The organism is Pseudomonas sp. A2, from assembly GCF_023100865.1.
GTDB lineage: Bacteria > Pseudomonadota > Gammaproteobacteria > Pseudomonadales > Pseudomonadaceae > Aquipseudomonas > Aquipseudomonas asiatica.
Genome location: NZ_CP039127.1, coordinates 5,664,031 through 5,681,314 on the forward strand (window position 1 = coordinate 5,664,031; position 17,284 = coordinate 5,681,314).

Sequence of the window (17,284 nt, forward strand, 5' to 3'; positions counted from 1 at the left end):
AGTCCATGTGGGAGCGGGCGTGCCCGCGAAGAGGCCGGCACAGGCCTACCTCAATCCAGCGCCTTCCAGATCTCACTGGCATATTCCCGAATGGTCCGGTCCGAGGAGAACCAGCCCATCCGCGCGGTATTCAGCACCGCCATGCGCCACCATTCCTGCGGCGTGTGCCACAGCTCCTCGACCCGTCGCTGGGCATCCCAGTAGGCATCGAAATCGGCACACACCAGGAAGCGGTCATGAGCCACCAGCCCGTCGATCAGCGCGCTATAGCGCGACGGGTCGTCCGGTGAGAACACCCCGCTGCGAACAGCCTGCAACACGTCGTTCAGGCGGCTGGAGGCGGCAATCGCCGCACTGGCACCAAAGTCCCCGTCGCGCCGTCTGGCCTCCACCTGCTGCGCGGTAAGGCCGAAGATGAACATGTTTTCGGTACCCACCTGCTCGCTCATCTCGACGTTGGCACCATCCAGGGTGCCGATGGTCAGCGCGCCGTTCAGGCCGAACTTCATGTTGCTGGTGCCGGAGGCTTCGTAACCGGCGGTGGAAATCTGCTCGGAAAGGTCCGCCGCCGGGATGATGCTTTCGGCCAGGCTGACGTTGTAGTTGGGCAGGAATACCACCTTCAGCAGGCCGCGCACGGTGGGGTCGTTGTTCACCACCCGGGCGATGTCGTTGGCCAGCTTGATGATCAGCTTGGCCTGGTGATAGCTGGCCGCGGCCTTGCCGGCGAAAATCTTCACCCGCGGCACCCAGTCGGTACCGGGGTCGTTGCGCATGGCCTGGTACAGCGCCACGGTGTGCAGCAGGTTGAGCAACTGGCGCTTGTATTCGTGGATGCGCTTGACCTGCACATCGAACAGCGCTTCGGGGTTCACCGTAACGCCCAGGCGGTCCTGGATGATGCTGGCCAGGGCCCGCTTGCTGTGCAGGCGCTGCGCGGCGAACTGCTTGCGGAAACCGCTCTTGTCGGCGAACGGCACCAGATTGACCAGGCGCCCTTCCGGATCGTCCAGCAACTCGGGGCCCAGCGCCTCGACCAGCATGTCGGTCAGTTGCGGGTTGGACTGGTACAGCCAGCGGCGGAAGGTAATGCCATTGGTCTTGTTGTTGATCCGTTGCGGGTAGAGCTTGTGCAGCTCGGCAAACACCGTGCTTTTCATCAGCTTGCTGTGCAGCGCCGACACACCGTTGACGCTGTGCGAACCGAGGAACGCCAGGTTGCCCATGCGCACTCGGCGGCCGTTGTCTTCTTCGATCAGCGACACGGCCCGCAGCACGTCGAAGTCGTGCAGGCCTTTCGCCCGCAGCGCGTCGATGTGGTAGGCGTTGATCAGGTAGATGATCTGCATGTGCCGCGGCAGCATGCGTTCCATCAGCGCCACCGGCCAGGTTTCCAGGGCTTCGGGCAGCAAGGTGTGGTTGGTGTAGGCCAGGGTGCCGACGGTCAGCTCCCAGGCGGTATCCCAGGGGATTTCATGCTGGTCGACCAGCAGGCGCATCAGCTCGGCCACGGCGATCGACGGGTGGGTGTCGTTGAGCTGGATGGCCGCCGCATCCGGCAGGTTGAGCAGGTTGTCGTGCATGTTCAGGTGGCGGCGCAGCAGGTCCTGCAACGAAGCCGAAACAAAGAAGTACTCCTGGCGCAGGCGCAGCTCCTGACCCGCCTCGGTGCTATCGGCCGGATACAGCACCCGCGAAATGCTTTCGGCCCGCGCCACCTCGGCTACCGCACCCAGGTGGTCACCGGCATTGAAGCGCTCCAGGTGCAGCTCTTCCAGCGCCCGTGCACGCCAGAGGCGCAGGGTATTCACGCTGGCCCCGCGCCAACCGACAACCGGGGTGTCATAAGCCACCGCTCGCACGGTCTCGCCCGGCCACCACACCTGGCGCTGCTGGCCGTGGGTGTCGTGCACCGTTTCGACGCTGCCGCCAAAGCTGATCGGGTAGATCACCTCGGCGCGCTCGAACTCCCAGGGGTTGCCGAAGTCCAGCCAGTTCTCGGTCTGCTCCTGCTGCCAGCCATCGACCATGGCCTGGCGAAACAGCCCGTGCTCGTAGCGGATGCCATAACCGTGAGCAGCGATGCCCAGGGTCGACATGCTCTCCATGAAGCACGCCGCCAGGCGGCCCAGGCCACCGTTGCCCAGCGCGGCATCGGGCTCGAGCAGGCGGATGCGCTCCAGGTCCACGTCCAGCCCTTCCAGTGCGTCGCGGGCAATGTCGAGCAGGCCCAGGTTGCTCAGGCTGTCGTACAGCAAGCGGCCGATGAGGAATTCGAGGGAAAGGTAATAGACCCGCTTCTGGCTGCGGCGATAAGCCTGGCGGGTGTGGTCCATCCAGTGATCGACCATGTGATCGCGCGCGGCCAGTGCGATGGCTTCGAACCAGTCGTGGTCGAAAGCGTGCTCCGGGTCCTTGCCGACCGCGTAGGTCAGCTTGTCCAGTACAGCGGCGCGAAATTCGGCCACCTCGGCGTCACGAGCTTTGGGTTCCTGGGACATGCGGCATCCTCGGGCAAGTTGACGAAAGCGGAGGGAGACTGTTGAGCCTAGACCCTTCGACAGGGAGTGACAGTTAGCGTTCGCAGTTTTCATGCCCACTCTGCGATTCCGGCAAAAGGTTGTTCATAAATTGAACAATTCCGGTATCATCGCGCGCCCCAAGACCGTGATACACCCCATACAGATGAAAACGACCCTGATCGCCGCAGCCGAAGTCGACCGCCTGGAGACCTGGCAGCGCTACACCAGCAACATGTGCCATGGCTGCCATTCGACCTGCTGCACCCTGCCGGTGGAGGTGAAGATCAAGGATCTGATCCGTATCGGTGTGGTCGACGAGTTCGAGAAAGACGAACCGCCGAAGAACATCGCCAAGCGCCTGCAGAAGGACGGCATCATCGAACGCTTCAACCAGAAGTCGGGGATCTTCACCCTGACCCGGATGAGCAATGATGACTGCCTGTATCTGGATCGTAAAAGCCGGCTGTGCACCATTTATGACAAGCGGCCGGATACCTGCCGCAACCACCCCAAGGTCGGGCCGCGGCCAGGTTATTGTGCGTACAAGCCCAAGGTGGTCGGGCGCTGATCGCTAGCCTTCAAGGGCCAAGGGCCTCTTCGCGGGCTTGCCCGCTCCCACAAGGGGCGCGCAAATCATGGGTTCAGCGACACACCTGTGGGAGCGGGCAAGCCCGCGAAGGGCCGCAAAGCGGCCACTGCTGGCCAATTATGTGCCAAGCCAGATTTCTACTTTCCGCCAGAGGGAAAGCTCCTGCACGCACCACCCTGCTCCGCCGGTGGATGTTCGGGATAGGTCTGCGGCAGCACGCTGACCGGGCTGGTAGCGATAAAGCCATCAGCAAACTTCGCTTCGACGAACTGCGCCTGCCATCCCACCGCCGGCGGCGTGCGCTGCAGGGTGAAGTTCTGCATGGGAGCGAGCGTCTCGGATTAGTAGCGCACCCCGCAGGCAAAACGGAAGTCGCGGTCCTGGCTGTTGCTCGCCGTCCACACCTTCACCGCCACTGGCGGCTCAGAGAAGTCGACGCTCATCTGCCCGGCATGCCCGCTGGCCGACACCTGCACGCTTGGCAAAGGTGTGCCATCGCGCAGGCGCGACACCGCAGGTACCAAGGTACTGACTACCGCTTGACGCACCCCGCCATGGTCAGAGTTCGGCAATACCCTGAGGCTGGTCTGGCCCGGCAGGCGCTGCTGATAATCGGTGACCGGGTCAGGGGCGAAGAAATCGTCACCACTGGCGGACACCAGGTACTTGGGAATGGCCAGACGCTGCCTTTTCTCGTTCAGGTACTGCATCGGGTCCATCATCGCCATCAGCCGCTCGAATGCCGGGGTACCCAGCTGCTGCAGGACACCAGCCTGCTGGTAGGAACCCAGCGCCAAGGGCCAGTGACCACCATAACGCTTGCGCAATCCGGCCAGCATGTCCGAAGTATCCGCGACGTCGATCACACTGGGCACGATGGCCATCACCCGCTCATCGGCCAATGCCGTGAGCCATGCGCTCCAGCCGCGCTTGGAGGCGCCCGTGATAATGAAGCGGTCCACAGTGAGCCCTTGCCCTGCCAGCTCTTGCTCGGCCAGATCCATCGCCCGGCTTGCCGCCGCGGCCATCGGCACGTGCAGTGGCAATTCCGGCGCGGCGCCGCGAAGCGCATGAGCCCAGGTATGGGCCACGGCGTCATCCTCGCGCAAGGGCTTCTCGTTATCGTTGAAGGTCACATACTGATTGGGCACATCGCTGATCATGACCACGGCCATCCGCGCCTTGAGGGCGACCTCGCGCAATGCCTCGCGGGTATAGTCCGGGGTTTGCGCCGGTCCGAACCGTACACCGTTGTTCACCACCAGCAAGGCTTTGCCGGGCACGGCATTGTGCGGGATATGCAGCTCGACATCATGCTCCCAGCGGCGCGGCTCAACCACCGGCGCTGGCTCCCAAACCTGCGAAACCATCTGCAAGCGACGGAACGCATACCCAGGCTCGGAGGCTTGCTCGAGCAATACGGCTTCCAAGGGTGCCTGACGCACCTTGCCAATATGGCACTGGACAACATCCTGCGGACGCAGGCTGGCACAATCCTGCAGGGTGCAAGCCTGCAAGCCAGCCATCAGGCAGGGGATGGCCAGCGCTAAACGGTAATTCATGTGCATGCTTCCTGCTTCGAGAAAGCACTTCACGCTATGCATCACAACAAGCGCGCACAAGTCGCAAAAGGCCGTGAAAGATGCCACCTACATCAGCTTGAGATATCACCTACAAAAACCTGCGTCAGACAAACAAAAACGCCCCCGGCGATGCGTGCGAGGGCGTTTTTGACTCGAACGAGCAAAATGGGAATAGCTCTATTTCTATATCAACCCTGCCGAGCAAGGTCGCGCAGATGAAGTACAACCATAACGATCGCGGCTATGGCGGTCACTATTGATGCCAAGGTACCCAACACGACCGTGGACATTATCGATTCATTGTTCCAAACCACGACCTGTTGATTGAGACGATCGTCATAGAGTATTTGCCCGTCCAACGTGGCGAGTTCACGCACGGTGCTACCATCATCCCCACGTTCCACTGTAAGAACAACCTTCGTATTGATACGAAGCCCCGATACCTCATACAACTTCCGGTAAGTATAAACACGTTTACCCTCCCGCTTTCCATCAAGCTTATATGCTACGCCAAAATGTACTAGCGAACGGTTATGCTCCCAAACGTCTGGATAACCGGATACTCGCCCCTCGATAACTAGTAGCCTAGACAAATCAGGGGCCTTATATACTTCCAGCTGACTGAAATAAAGCGCAACACCTGCAAGCATCGTAATCACGACAATCGCAAGCAATTGAGCTCGCCTTAAAGGAGGGGACACTCTGAGCAAACTGATGAATCCAGAAAATGACTGCACACGCCCCTCCTGCTATTTTAAATAGGAAAATCACCTAAAAATCTTTAATGATACCTATCAACTCCACCTACGCCCCCTCCAGGCGGGATGATCTCTATAGGACCTATATCAATATTCCACCTGGGGAGTTCCGGCAATGGGAATACCATAGGCCCGCCACCGAAGTCCGGCTCAATATAGCCACCCCCGCCGCCGTCGCCGCCGCCAGATATTCCGTACAGGTGAGAAAGGTCGCTTCCAAGCACCACGCCTTGTGTATCCGGGTTCCACTGGGTTACCGCAACTCGGCCCGCATAGATTGCGCTGATTTGGGCGAGCGATGCAAGGGCCAAGTCCGGCGCTACCCAGTAATCAGGGTAGGTGGCATTTGTATTTGCAACGAAATGTTTTTGCACTACAGGTGCGATAAAAGAATGATACAAATTTGATGCCGCATCGGAATTGAGTATCCCCAAGGCATTAGCCCCAACGCCCACAGCAGTGAAAATAACTGCGGGAGTGCCAGCCCCAGCAAGCAAGCTTATACTGCCGACAATCCCCGCAACATTTCCAACCAGGCTCAGGACGTCACCTTTTTCAAATTTCTGGTCGGTCTTGTACTGAGCAGTAATTTTTAGAAATACTGTAGTCGCAGCAAGCGTATTCACCTTGATATTGAGGAAGGGTGTAAAACCCGCAGTCAGCTTTACTATTGACGTGATCCCGGCGACTGCAGCTCCGGTTTGGGCACTCTGATTCACTAGAACGAACCCTGACTTGTCGCTATTGTACTGATCCGTCAGGGAAGTAGCTGCCGCACCCGCCGCTACCGGTTTTTCAACGTAGCCCAAGATAATCTCAAGTGTTTTGATCATCTTTCGCTACTCCCTGATCAATGTCTTGAAGGCGATGCTCATACGCAGCCGATTACAACTCACACCAGGCGCCCGAGCACCATGCGGCACTTCCCCATTGAAGATTACAACCCGCCTCGGCTTAGGCTGTACCGACAGCACAATACTTTCTTTGTCAGCATCGTAGAATACAAGTTCACCACCCCAGCAGGTAGCCCAGTACTCGCTGCAAAACAGCATTACAGTTTTCCCTGGAGCCTCGGCTGTATTGTCACGATGAATAGGACCATCCTGGCTGCTTGTTTGACCATTGGCGTATACCCCTAACAGGGTCGCCGAAGGCATATGCGCAGCCTTGATACGTGCCCAGATATTCGCCAGAAAAGCCCAGTCCGGTCGTTCTCGCAGTTCTTGTTCACAGTCTTCCAATTCATTTCTGCGAGTGCCGGCGATAAAACTGTGCCAACATGGACGATCAAGGGGGGCATAAGGATAGGGCCAGCCATAACGCCAGAGCGAGCCAGTTAGGAGCCTCAATATTTTCGTGTGCTCTTCGTCCGTTATTCCATCATCAATCACACAGATATTTTTACAAGCAGTCAAACCTACCATTACTTCAATCTCCTGATCTCAACATAGCGATTGGAGACTGAAAGTTAAAACACCTTTAGATATTCTCACACAGGGAAACAGCCGCTCAGCCGGTGACCTTTACCATAGCCTTGATGTGATAAAAGATTTAGTCGCCATAACGAGCTCCCATTTTCTTTACCTCAAACAAACTTTTTTCAGACTGACACCAACCTGAAGTCCTGTCTGCCCCAAGCATTTACCATTGATAAAGGCACGTGTGCGTGAGAGACCGCAGGCAGCCACTGCCCTTGGCTTCACTCAGAATTGGCATAAAAAAACGCCCCCGGCCTTTCGACCGGGGGCGTTTTCGTTTCAGCTCAAGCTAGACGATCAAGCTTTGGCTTTCTTGGCAGCGCGGGTACGCTCGCCTTCGTCCAGGATCTTCTTGCGCAGGCGGATCGACTTCGGAGTCACTTCGCACAGCTCGTCGTCCTGGATGAATTCCAGGGCCTGTTCCAGGGTGTGGCGAACCGGCGGTACCAGGGCGATGACTTCGTCTTTGCCCGAAGCACGCATGTTGTCGAGCTTCTTGCCTTTGGTCGGGTTCACGCCCAGGTCGTTGTCACGGCTGTTCAGGCCGATGATCTGACCGTTGTAGATGTCCTGGCCGTGCTCGATGAACAGCTTGCCGCGAGCCTGCAGGGTTTCCAGCGAGTAGGTCAGCGCCTTGCCGGTCTCGATCGAAACCAGTACACCGTTCAGGCGACCGGACATCTGGCCGGCTTTCATGGTGTCGTAGCGATCGAAGATCGAGGTCAGGATGCCGGCACCGTTGGTCAGGGTCAGGAACTGGTTACGGAAACCGATCAGACCACGAGCAGGTACGTTGTACTCCAGACGTACACGGCCTTTGCCATCCGGCGCCATGTTGGTCAGGTCGCCCTTACGCAGGCCCATTTCTTCCATGACCTTGCCCTGGGATTCTTCAGGGATATCGATGGTGACGTTCTCGAACGGCTCCTGCTTCACGCCGTTGACTTCGCGGATGATCACTTCAGGGCGGCCCACAGCCATCTCGAAGCCTTCACGACGCATGGTTTCGATCAGAACCGACAGGTGCAGCTCACCACGGCCGGAAACCTTGAACTTGTCAGCCGAGTCGCCTTCTTCAACGCGCAGTGCAACGTTGTACAGCAGCTCTTTGTCCAGACGTTCCTTGATGTTACGGCTGGTGACGAACTTGCCTTCCTTGCCGCAGAACGGCGAGTCGTTGACCTGGAAGGTCATCGAAACGGTCGGCTCGTCAACGGTCAGTGGCTTCATCGCCTCGACGTTGTTCATGTCGCACAGAGTGTCGGAGATGAACAGCTCGTCGAAACCGCTGATGCAGACGATGTCGCCAGCCTGGGCTTCTTCAACGTCGACGCGGTGCAGGCCGTGGTGGCCCATCAGCTTGAGGATACGGCCGTTACGCTTCTTGCCTTCGGTGTCGATGGCAACAACCGGGGTGTTCGGCTTGATACGACCACGGGCGATACGGCCAACGCCGATAACACCGAGGAAGCTGTTGTAGTCCAGAGCGGAGATCTGCATCTGGAACGGGCCATCGACGTCAACGTTCGGCGCCGGTACGTTGTCGACGATCGACTGGTACAGCGGGGTCATGTCTTCGGCCATGTCGGTGTGGTCCAGACCGGCGATGCCGTTCAGGGCCGAGGCGTAGACAACCTGGAAGTCCAGCTGATCATCGGTGGCACCGAGGTTGTCGAACAGGTCGAAGATCTGGTCCAGAACCCAGTCAGGACGCGCGCCCGGACGGTCAACCTTGTTGATCACGACGATCGGCTTCAGGCCAGCTTCGAAAGCCTTCTTGGTCACGAAGCGGGTTTGCGGCATCGGGCCGTCCTGGGCATCGACCAGCAGCAGCACGGAGTCGACCATCGACATTACACGCTCAACCTCGCCACCGAAGTCGGCGTGGCCGGGGGTGTCGACGATGTTGATGTGGTAGCCGTTCCAGTTGATGGCGGTGTTTTTCGCCAGGATGGTAATGCCGCGCTCTTTTTCCTGGTCGTTGGAGTCCATCACGCGCTCGTCGTTGAGCTCGTTACGCTCCAGGGTGCCGGACTGGCGCAGGAGTTTGTCGACCAGGGTGGTTTTACCATGGTCAACGTGGGCGATGATGGCGATGTTACGCAGATTTTCGATCACAACTGTATCTCGATCAGAGGATTCGGTTGCCGCCAGTGTAGGCGGCGAATATGTACGGTTTGAGGCTCAGCGGGCCCGGTGGTCGGGAGGGCGATGGCGGATGCTGCCGCCATACAGCCCTGGCGTCTTATGCCGGACGATAAACACGCACATTGGCATGTCCCTCACTGAGCAGGTGGTGTGCGTGCAGACGGCTCATCACACCTTTGTCGCAATACAGCAAGTACTGGCGGTTGGCATCCAGCTGCTTGAACTTGCTGTTGATGGCATAGAACGGCATGGCCTGGACTTCGATACCGTCCAGCACCAGAGGTTCGTCTTCCTGGGCATCGGGGTGACGAATGTCGATGACGATCTGGCCGGGCAGCGCCTCGGTCACTTCCTCGATTTCGATGTCCTTGCCCAGTTCGTCGATCACATGGTCGATGGAGATCAACCGGGCGCGTTCCAGGGCGCGCTCCAGCACGGCCATGTCGAACTGCTTCTCTTCATGCTCCATGCGGTGGCGCTTGGCGTGGGTGGTCGGGTTTACCGAGATCACGCCGCAGTATTCTGGCATGTGCTTGGCGAAGTCGGCAGTGCCGATCGCGTAGGCCTGGTCGATGATGTCCTGCTTGTGGCTGGCCAGCAGGGGGCGCAGCACCAGCTTGTCGGTGGCCGAGTCGATGATCGACAGGTTCGGCAAGGTCTGGCTGGACACCTGGGAAATCGCTTCGCCGGTGACCAGGGCATCGATCTCCAGGCGGTCGGCCATGTGCGCGGCACCACGCAGCATCATGCGTTTGAGGGTCACGCCCATGTAGCTGTTGTCGACCTTGTTCAGAATCTCGCCGACCACTTCCTCGAACGGCACGCTGATGAACAGCACGCGCTGGCTGCTGCCGAACTTCTTCCACAGGTAGTGAGCCACTTCCATCACGCCCAGCTCGTGGGCACGGCCACCGAGGTTGAAGAAGCAGAAGTGGGTCATCAGGCCGCGGCGCATCATCTGATAAGCCGCCACGGTGGAGTCGAAGCCACCGGACATCAGTACCAGTGTCTGCTCCAGGGCGCCCAGCGGGTAGCCGCCGATGCCCTGGTGCTGGTTATGGATCACGTACAGGCGCTGGTCACGGATTTCGATGCGCACCAGGACTTCCGGGTTTTTCAGCTCGATGCCGGCGGCGCCGCACTGCTGGCGCAGCTGGCTGCCGACGTAACGGTCGACGTCCATCGAGGTGAAGTCGTGGTGACCACCGCGCTTGCAGCGCACGGCGAAGTGCTTGCCGGCCAGCAGGTGGCCGAAGTGCTGCTTGCACTTGGCGACGATGTCATCGAAGTCGCCGAGCGGGTATTCCTCTACCTGCAGGAAGTGGGTGATACCCGGGGTGCAGGTGAGGCGCTCGATCATCTCGCGCTGGACCTTTTCGTCTTCGACGCGGGTGACCACTTCGAGATTGTCCCAGACACCATCGACCACGAGCTCAGGATCGAGGTCCTTGAGCACGTTGCGGATGTTCTTGCCGAGCTGGCGGATGAAGCGCTTGCGCACCGGCCGGCTCTTGATGGTGATTTCTGGGAAGACTTTGACGATAAGTTTCATTGGTTAACAGCGCGCGCAGGGCCTGCCGAAAATGAGGGGCGCGAATTATAGCGGAAATTGCTCAGGATTTGACCAACTTTTGTACAGAAGGTCGGATTTATATTGCCTGCACCGGCCTCATCGCCGGCAAGCCAGCTCCCACAGGCTATCCACAGTCCTCAAGACCTGCGCCCTACCTGTGGGAGCTGGCTTGCCGGCGATGAGGCCCCCAAAGAAAGCACACAACTCAAGCAATGCACACTATTGGTGCACTGCTACCAAAATTCGCATCTTAAAAGTGCACTTTTCCCCAGCACCCCACTCCCAGATGCCCGCAAACGCCCCCTTTTATCCCGCCCTCGCCATTTTCGGGCACTGGCATGCAATTTGCTCCCTTGTGAGGCAGGTAAGCTTGGCCGACTATCCGCGCCCGGCAACACCCTTTTTCCAGGGCAGCGGCCCACCGCGCTCTAGACCATCCGGAGGACAACATGTCGAAGTCGGTTCAACTCATCAAAGATCATGACGTCAAGTGGATTGATCTGCGTTTCACGGACACCAAAGGCACTCAGCACCACGTGACCATGCCGGCGCGTGATGCACTGGAAGACGACTTCTTCGAAGTCGGCAAGATGTTCGACGGTTCCTCCATCGCTGGCTGGAAAGGCATCGAAGCCTCCGACATGATCCTGATGCCGGTCGACGAAACTGCCGTACTGGACCCGTTCACCGAAGAGCCGACCCTGATCCTCACCTGCGACATCGTCGACCCGTCGAGCATGCAGGGCTACGATCGTGACCCTCGCGCCATTGCCAAGCGCGCCGAAGAGTACCTGAAGAGCACCGGCATCGGTGACACCGTATTCGCAGGCCCGGAGCCAGAGTTCTTCATCTTCGACGAAGTGAAGTTCCAGTCGGACATCTCCGGCTCGATGTTCAAGATCTTCTCCGAGCAAGGCTCGTGGATGACCGGCGCTGACGTGGAAGGCGGCAACAAAGGCCACCGTCCAGGCGTGAAGGGCGGCTACTTCCCGGTTCCGCCGTTCGACCACGACCACGAAATCCGTACTGCCATGTGCAACGCACTGGAAGAAATGGGCCAGACCGTCGAAGTTCACCACCACGAAGTGGCGACTGCCGGCCAGAACGAAATCGGCGTCAAGTTCAACACCCTGGTGAAGAAGGCTGACGAAGTACAGGCGCTGAAGTACGTCGTGCACAACGTTGCCGACGCCTACGGCCGCACCGCCACCTTCATGCCGAAGCCACTGTACGGCGACAACGGCTCGGGCATGCACGTGCACATGTCGATCTGGAAAGACGGCAAGAACACCTTCTCGGGTGAAGGCTATGCCGGCCTGTCCGACACCGCCCTGTACTTCATCGGCGGTATCATCAAGCACGGTAAGGCCCTGAACGGCTTCACCAACCCGTCGACCAACTCCTACAAGCGTCTGGTCCCAGGCTTCGAAGCCCCGGTAATGCTGGCCTACTCGGCTCGCAACCGTTCCGCCTCGATCCGTATTCCTTACGTCGGCAGCCCGAAAGCCCGCCGTATCGAAGCTCGCTTCCCGGACCCATCGGCCAACCCATACCTGGCCTTCGCGGCCCTGCTGATGGCCGGCCTGGACGGTATCCAGAACAAGATCCACCCAGGCGATGCTGCCGACAAGAACCTGTACGACCTGCCGCCTGAAGAGGCCAAGGACATCCCGCAGGTTTGCGGCAGCCTGAAGGAAGCTCTGGAAGAGCTGGACAAGGGCCGTGCGTTCCTGACCAAGGGCGGCGTGTTCTCCGACGACTTCATCGATGCCTTCATCGAGCTGAAGAGCGAAGAAGAAATCAAGGTCCGCACCTTCGTTCACCCGCTGGAATACGAGCTGTACTACAGCTGCTGATCTGATCGGCGCCTCACGCCGATGACATGATCACGAACGGCCTCCTTCGGGAGGCCGTTTTCGTTTCCGTGGCTGCCTCATCGATTTCATACAGAACCGGCAGATGCCGCTGACATTTCGCCGCCCCCTCAGCACGCAGGGTAGGCGTCCCTTCAGTCAAAGGACATCACGCCATGCGCAAACTTCTACCTGCAATGATTACCGTATCCGCCCTCCTCACCGGCTGCGCCAGCAATGGCACCGCGCCAGGCCAGGCAACTTCACAGGTGCTTCACCGCGCCACCGGCAGTTGGGACGGTACTCCCTATCTCGATTACCCCGAAGGACGACCAGTGCTGTCGCTTGTGAAAGTCAGCATTCCTGCCCACACCACCCTTGGCTGGCACTGTCACCAGGCACTCAATCTAGGCTATCTGACCGAGGGGCGACTCGAGGTGGAAACCCGTGACGGCAAGCGCACAAGCCTGGTTGCAGGCCAGACGCTGGCCGAACTTCAAGGGGAAGTGCACCGCGGGCACACCACTGCGCAACCCGCCACTGTCATGGTGTTCCACGCAAGCAATGAAGACCTGGGGTTTTCAACGCCAGAAGCCGAATGCCCGCCAACTGTGCGATAAACCCTGAAACCACCTATGCTCCATATTGGTGCATGCTGTGGTCTAACGCCCCCGAATGCATCCCAAAAGCGATCACATGAACCGTTTAATCAGTTCATTCTGGTGCGAATTTTCCCGTTTCCAGGGCTTTATCGGCAAATTCCGCTTCTTTTCGGAGCCTTGGTTTGGTTCTTGCATTTTTTGCCCAAAGACTGGAATCAGCGGATCCACCGCGCGCCCGACCATGGCCGCGCCCATGCCCGACACGCGCCAAAAGAGGTCGACGACGCCCTATGACCATCAGCGATGCCCAGCACCGTCTACTTCTGGACAACCTGACCACCGCCACGCTGCTGCTCAACGCCGAGCTGCGCCTGGAGTACATGAACCCGGCCGCGGAAATGCTTCTGGCAGTGAGTGGCCAGCGCAGCCATGGGCAGTTCATCAGCGAGCTGTTCACCGAGTCGACCGAAGCGCTCAGCTCGCTGCGCCAGGCGGTCGAGCAGGCGCACCCATTCACCAAGCGCGAAGCGCAGCTCACCTCGCTGACCGGGCAGACCATCACCGTCGACTACGCGGTTACGCCGATCCTGCACCAGGGCCAGACCCTGCTGCTGCTCGAGGTGCACCCGCGCGACCGGCTGCTGCGCATCACCAAGGAAGAAGCCCAGCTGAGCAAGCAGGAAACCACAAAGATGCTGGTGCGCGGCCTGGCCCACGAAATCAAGAACCCCCTTGGCGGCATCCGCGGCGCAGCCCAGCTGCTGGCCCGCGAGCTGCCTGAAGAAGGCCTGCGCGACTACACCAACGTGATCATCGAGGAAGCCGATCGCCTGCGTAACCTGGTCGACCGCATGCTCGGCTCGAACAAGCTGCCGTCGCTGGCCATGACCAACATCCACGAAGTGCTTGAGCGGGTTTGCAGCCTGGTCGAGGCCGAAAGCCAGGGTTGCATCACTTTGGTGCGCGATTATGACCCCAGCCTGCCTGACGTATTGGTCGACCGCGAGCAGATGATCCAGGCCGTACTCAACATCGTGCGCAATGCCATGCAGGCGATCAGTTCGCAGAACGAACTGCGCCTGGGCCGCATCACCCTGCGCAGCCGTGCCCTGCGCCAGTTCACCATCGGCCATGTGCGCCATCGCCTTGTGGCGAGGGTGGAGATCATCGACAACGGCCCGGGCATCCCGCCGGAACTGCAGGACACCCTTTTCTATCCCATGGTCAGCGGTCGCCCGGACGGTACCGGGCTGGGCCTGGCCATTACCCAGAACATCATCAGCCAGCACCAGGGCCTGATCGAGTGTGAAAGCCATGCAGGCCACACCGCATTCTCGATCTACCTGCCCCTGGAACAAGGAGCCACCGCCTCATGAGCCGAAGTGAAACCGTATGGATCGTCGACGATGATCGCTCCATCCGCTGGGTCCTGGAAAAAGCCCTGCAACAGGAAGGCATGACCACCCAGAGCTTCGATAGCGCCGATGGCGTGATGGGCCGCCTGGCACGCCAGCAACCGGACGTGATCATTTCCGACATCCGCATGCCGGGCACCAGCGGCCTCGACCTGCTGGCACAGATCCGTGAGCAGCACCCGCGCCTGCCGGTCATCATCATGACCGCCCACTCCGACCTGGACAGCGCCGTTGCGTCGTACCAGGGCGGTGCATTCGAGTACCTGCCCAAGCCATTCGATGTGGACGAGGCGGTCTCGCTGGTCAAGCGCGCCAACCAGCACGCCCAGGAGCAACAAGGGCTGGATGTGCCGCAGAGCCTGGCGCGCACCCCCGAAATCATCGGTGAAGCACCGGCAATGCAGGAGGTGTTCCGCGCCATCGGCCGCCTCAGCCACTCCAACATCACCGTGCTGATCAACGGTGAGTCTGGTACCGGCAAGGAGCTGGTGGCCCACGCCCTGCACCGCCACAGCCCGCGTGCGGCCTCACCGTTCATTGCCCTGAACATGGCAGCCATCCCCAAGGACCTGATGGAGTCCGAGCTGTTCGGCCATGAAAAGGGCGCCTTCACCGGCGCCGCCAACCTGCGCCGAGGGCGCTTCGAGCAGGCCGACGGCGGCACCCTGTTCCTCGACGAGATCGGCGACATGCCCGCCGACACACAGACCCGCCTGCTGCGAGTGCTGGCCGATGGCGAGTTCTACCGCGTGGGCGGCCACGTACCGGTCAAGGTCGATGTGCGCATCATCGCCGCCACTCACCAGAACCTGGAGTCGCTGGTGCAGGCCGGCAAGTTCCGCGAGGACTTGTTCCACCGCCTGAACGTGATCCGCATCCACATTCCACGGCTGGCCGACCGCCGCGAGGATATCCCCGCCCTCGCCCGCCACTTCCTCGCCCGCGCCGCCCAGGAACTGGCGGTCGAGCCGAAGATCCTCAAGCCGGAAACCGAGGAATTCATTCGCAATCTGCCGTGGCCGGGCAACGTACGGCAGATGGAGAACACCTGCCGCTGGATCACCGTGATGGCCTCCAGCCGCGAAGTGCTGATCGGCGACCTGCCGCCGGAGCTGCTGAACCTGCCACAGGACGCCGCACCAGTAACCAACTGGGAGCAGGCCCTGCGCCAGTGGGCCGACCAGGCGTTGGCGCGTGGGCAGACCAGCCTGCTGGACAGCGCAGTGCCGAGCTTCGAGCGGATCATGATCGAGACGGCGCTCAAGCACACCGCTGGCCGTCGGCGCGATGCGGCACTGTTGCTGGGTTGGGGACGCAACACCCTGACGCGCAAGATCAAGGAGCTGGGGATGAATGTGGCGGGGGGCGATGATGAGGAAGGTGACGAGCACTGAGTTCCAGGTAAACCCATAGTTCTCTGGGGCTGCTGCGCAGCCCATCGCGACACAAGGCCGCTCCTACAGGAGAACGCGATCCCCTGTAGGAGCGGCCTTGTGTCGCGATGGGCCGCAAAGCGGCCCCAAACATTTCAGCCCTTCGATGCACCGATCCTGTGCCCGATGCACCTCACTAAGGCACAAATCCCCTCAAAAAACGGCCAATTCACCCTGAAAGCCCAGATTCACGGGCTTTTCAAAACTGGCACGCCCCCTGCAATAAACAATACATATCCAGTTTCGGGGGCCCTGGTACAGGCAGGCCGGGTGAACCCCTCTTTTATTCGCAACATCGCCAGTTTTGGGGACCTCGGTACAGGCAGGCCGGGCCATCCCCCCTTTATACGCAGTACCCCTTTCGGGGACCCTGGTACAGGCAGGCCGGGATATCCCCTCTTTTATTCGTGCAGTTTCACCTGCAACCGCCAGCGCCCAGCGTCCTCTGCACCGGCCCACTCGCCGTGCAGGGGGCGCGCGGCCACCACCGTCAGCAACAGCCCTTCCTTGCTATTCTGCACCCGCCAACTCACAGGTTTGCCCTGCAGGCTCAGTTGCCCTTGCCGGGCCTTGCCTTGGGCCTGGAACAACAGTGCTACGGTACCGTCCACATTCTCGCCATGCAGCTGAGGCTCTTCGTTGAACCACAGCTCCAGGCCATCCTGCACCACCTCCACCTGCTGCAACTCGCGCTCGTCGGGCGTGGTCAGGCGGCCGATCATCAGCCCCACCATCAAGCCGACGATCGCCAGCGACAGCATCACCCGCGGGAACGCCTTCGAACGCACGTCCGGTTCGGGGGTAGAATGCCCGTCATCTTCACGCTTGGAGCCGTGCATGTTTCACGTCATCCTTTTTCAACCAGAAATTCCGCCGAATACCGGCAACATCATTCGCCTCTGCGCCAACAGCGGCTGCGACCTGCACCTGATCGAGCCCATCAGCTTCGAACTGGACGACAAGCGCCTGCGGCGCGCGGGGCTGGATTACCACGAGTATGCCACGCTCAAGCGCCACGAGAGCCTGGCCGGATGCCTGGAAAGCCTGGGCAACCCACGGCTGTTCGCCTTCACCACCAAGGGCTCGCACCCGTTCCACGAAGTGGCTTACCAGCCGGGTGATGCCTTCCTGTTCGGGCCAGAAAGCCGCGGCCTGCCGGCCGAAGTACTGGACAGCCTGCCGGCCGAACAACGCCTGCGCCTACCGATGCGGCCGGGGTGCCGCAGCCTGAATCTGTCCAATACCGTGGCTGTGACGGTGTATGAGGCGTGGCGGCAAAATGGGTTTGCCGGCAGCTGAGCTGTAGCCTGTGCCGGCCCTTTCGCGGGCT

The 17,284-nt window shown here is 60.1% G+C and carries 15 protein-coding genes; 6 read left to right on the forward strand and 9 right to left on the reverse strand.

Annotated elements, in window-relative coordinates; all coding sequences use genetic code 11:
* Positions 1-50 precede the first annotated feature (50 nt).
* Entirely contained in the window at positions 51-2,501 is a 2,451-nt protein-coding gene (locus E5221_RS26170; RefSeq protein WP_247846667.1) for a glycogen/starch/alpha-glucan phosphorylase, read from the reverse strand.
* A gap of 184 nt (positions 2,502-2,685) precedes the next feature.
* Between E5221_RS26170 and E5221_RS26175 the strand changes: the two genes are divergently transcribed.
* Positions 2,686-3,090 (forward strand): YkgJ family cysteine cluster protein, encoded by a 405-nt coding sequence (locus E5221_RS26175; RefSeq protein ID WP_003259873.1) that lies wholly within the window; start codon positions 2,686-2,688, stop codon positions 3,088-3,090.
* Between the two features lie 158 nt (positions 3,091-3,248).
* Here the strand turns inward: E5221_RS26175 and E5221_RS28860 are convergent, their stop codons facing one another.
* The 7 genes from E5221_RS28860 to thiI all read right to left on the reverse strand — a co-directional run bounded on the left by E5221_RS28860 (position 3,249) and on the right by thiI (position 10,630).
* Positions 3,249-3,434, reverse strand: coding sequence for a hypothetical protein (locus E5221_RS28860; protein ID WP_282189720.1), 186 nt, complete (start codon positions 3,432-3,434; stop codon positions 3,249-3,251).
* Between the two features lie 18 nt (positions 3,435-3,452).
* On the reverse strand, positions 3,453-4,673 hold the full coding sequence (locus E5221_RS26180) for a PhoPQ-activated pathogenicity-related family protein (protein ID WP_282189721.1): 1,221 nt from the start codon (positions 4,671-4,673) through the stop codon (positions 3,453-3,455).
* 209 nt (positions 4,674-4,882) lie between these two features.
* A complete protein-coding gene (locus tag E5221_RS26185) occupies positions 4,883-5,368 on the reverse strand; it encodes a hypothetical protein (RefSeq protein WP_247846668.1) in 486 nt (161 codons plus the stop codon).
* A gap of 107 nt (positions 5,369-5,475) precedes the next feature.
* On the reverse strand, positions 5,476-6,285 hold the full coding sequence (locus tag E5221_RS26190; RefSeq protein WP_247846669.1) for a hypothetical protein: 810 nt from the start codon (positions 6,283-6,285) through the stop codon (positions 5,476-5,478).
* Between the two features lie 6 nt (positions 6,286-6,291).
* The gene (locus tag E5221_RS26195; protein WP_080604908.1) at positions 6,292-6,876 is read right to left on the reverse strand and encodes a 2OG-Fe(II) oxygenase; all 585 of its coding nucleotides are present in this window, start codon (positions 6,874-6,876) and stop codon (positions 6,292-6,294) included.
* A gap of 351 nt (positions 6,877-7,227) precedes the next feature.
* A complete protein-coding gene (typA, locus tag E5221_RS26200) occupies positions 7,228-9,048 on the reverse strand; it encodes a translational GTPase TypA (RefSeq protein WP_003259874.1) in 1,821 nt (606 codons plus the stop codon).
* Positions 9,049-9,175: 127 nt separating this feature from the next.
* Positions 9,176-10,630, reverse strand: coding sequence for a tRNA uracil 4-sulfurtransferase ThiI (gene thiI / locus E5221_RS26205; protein ID WP_013974574.1), 1,455 nt, complete (start codon positions 10,628-10,630; stop codon positions 9,176-9,178).
* A 470-nt stretch (positions 10,631-11,100) separates the two neighbouring features.
* Between thiI and glnA the strand changes: the two genes are divergently transcribed.
* The 4 genes from glnA to ntrC all read left to right on the forward strand — a co-directional run bounded on the left by glnA (position 11,101) and on the right by ntrC (position 15,915).
* Positions 11,101-12,507, forward strand: coding sequence for a type I glutamate--ammonia ligase (glnA, locus tag E5221_RS26210; protein WP_013974575.1), 1,407 nt, complete (start codon positions 11,101-11,103; stop codon positions 12,505-12,507).
* Positions 12,508-12,680: 173 nt separating this feature from the next.
* The gene (locus E5221_RS26215) at positions 12,681-13,124 is read left to right on the forward strand and encodes a cupin domain-containing protein (protein WP_052261023.1); all 444 of its coding nucleotides are present in this window, start codon (positions 12,681-12,683) and stop codon (positions 13,122-13,124) included.
* 272 nt (positions 13,125-13,396) lie between these two features.
* A complete protein-coding gene (gene glnL, locus E5221_RS26220; protein ID WP_013974577.1) occupies positions 13,397-14,482 on the forward strand; it encodes a nitrogen regulation protein NR(II) in 1,086 nt (361 codons plus the stop codon).
* Positions 14,479-15,915 (forward strand): nitrogen regulation protein NR(I), encoded by a 1,437-nt coding sequence (gene ntrC / locus E5221_RS26225; protein WP_013974578.1) that lies wholly within the window; start codon positions 14,479-14,481, stop codon positions 15,913-15,915. Before glnL ends, ntrC begins: the two co-directional genes overlap by 4 nt.
* Positions 15,916-16,355: 440 nt before the next feature.
* On the opposite strand, the gene E5221_RS26230 is transcribed toward ntrC, so the two are convergent.
* Complete coding sequence (locus tag E5221_RS26230; RefSeq protein WP_015272117.1) at positions 16,356-16,793, reverse strand: hypothetical protein; 438 nt, start codon at positions 16,791-16,793, stop codon at positions 16,356-16,358.
* Here E5221_RS26230 and trmL point away from each other — a divergent pair.
* Positions 16,792-17,253, forward strand: coding sequence for a tRNA (uridine(34)/cytosine(34)/5-carboxymethylaminomethyluridine(34)-2'-O)-methyltransferase TrmL (gene trmL / locus E5221_RS26235; RefSeq protein WP_013974580.1), 462 nt, complete (start codon positions 16,792-16,794; stop codon positions 17,251-17,253). The genes E5221_RS26230 and trmL overlap by 2 nt on opposite strands.
* Positions 17,254-17,284: the final 31 nt, after the last annotated feature.

Excerpts from the sequence above, each read along its gene's own strand:
- E5221_RS26175 (WP_003259873.1), top strand. The coding sequence starts at position 2,686 with ATGAAAACGACCCTGATCGCCGCAGCCGAAGTCGACCGCCTGGAGACC.
- E5221_RS26190 (WP_247846669.1), bottom strand. The coding sequence starts at position 6,285 with ATGATCAAAACACTTGAGATTATCTTGGGCTACGTTGAAAAACCGGTA.
- glnL (WP_013974577.1), top strand. The coding sequence starts at position 13,397 with ATGACCATCAGCGATGCCCAGCACCGTCTACTTCTGGACAACCTGACC.
- trmL (WP_013974580.1), top strand. The coding sequence starts at position 16,792 with ATGTTTCACGTCATCCTTTTTCAACCAGAAATTCCGCCGAATACCGGC.
- E5221_RS26230 (WP_015272117.1), bottom strand. The coding sequence starts at position 16,793 with ATGCACGGCTCCAAGCGTGAAGATGACGGGCATTCTACCCCCGAACCG.
- E5221_RS28860 (WP_282189720.1), bottom strand. The coding sequence starts at position 3,434 with ATGCAGAACTTCACCCTGCAGCGCACGCCGCCGGCGGTGGGATGGCAG.
- thiI (WP_013974574.1), bottom strand. The coding sequence starts at position 10,630 with ATGAAACTTATCGTCAAAGTCTTCCCAGAAATCACCATCAAGAGCCGG.
- ntrC (WP_013974578.1), top strand. The coding sequence starts at position 14,479 with ATGAGCCGAAGTGAAACCGTATGGATCGTCGACGATGATCGCTCCATC.
- glnA (WP_013974575.1), top strand. The coding sequence starts at position 11,101 with ATGTCGAAGTCGGTTCAACTCATCAAAGATCATGACGTCAAGTGGATT.
- E5221_RS26215 (WP_052261023.1), top strand. The coding sequence starts at position 12,681 with ATGCGCAAACTTCTACCTGCAATGATTACCGTATCCGCCCTCCTCACC.
- E5221_RS26170 (WP_247846667.1), bottom strand. The coding sequence starts at position 2,501 with ATGTCCCAGGAACCCAAAGCTCGTGACGCCGAGGTGGCCGAATTTCGC.
- E5221_RS26195 (WP_080604908.1), bottom strand. The coding sequence starts at position 6,876 with ATGGTAGGTTTGACTGCTTGTAAAAATATCTGTGTGATTGATGATGGA.
- E5221_RS26180 (WP_282189721.1), bottom strand. The coding sequence starts at position 4,673 with ATGAATTACCGTTTAGCGCTGGCCATCCCCTGCCTGATGGCTGGCTTG.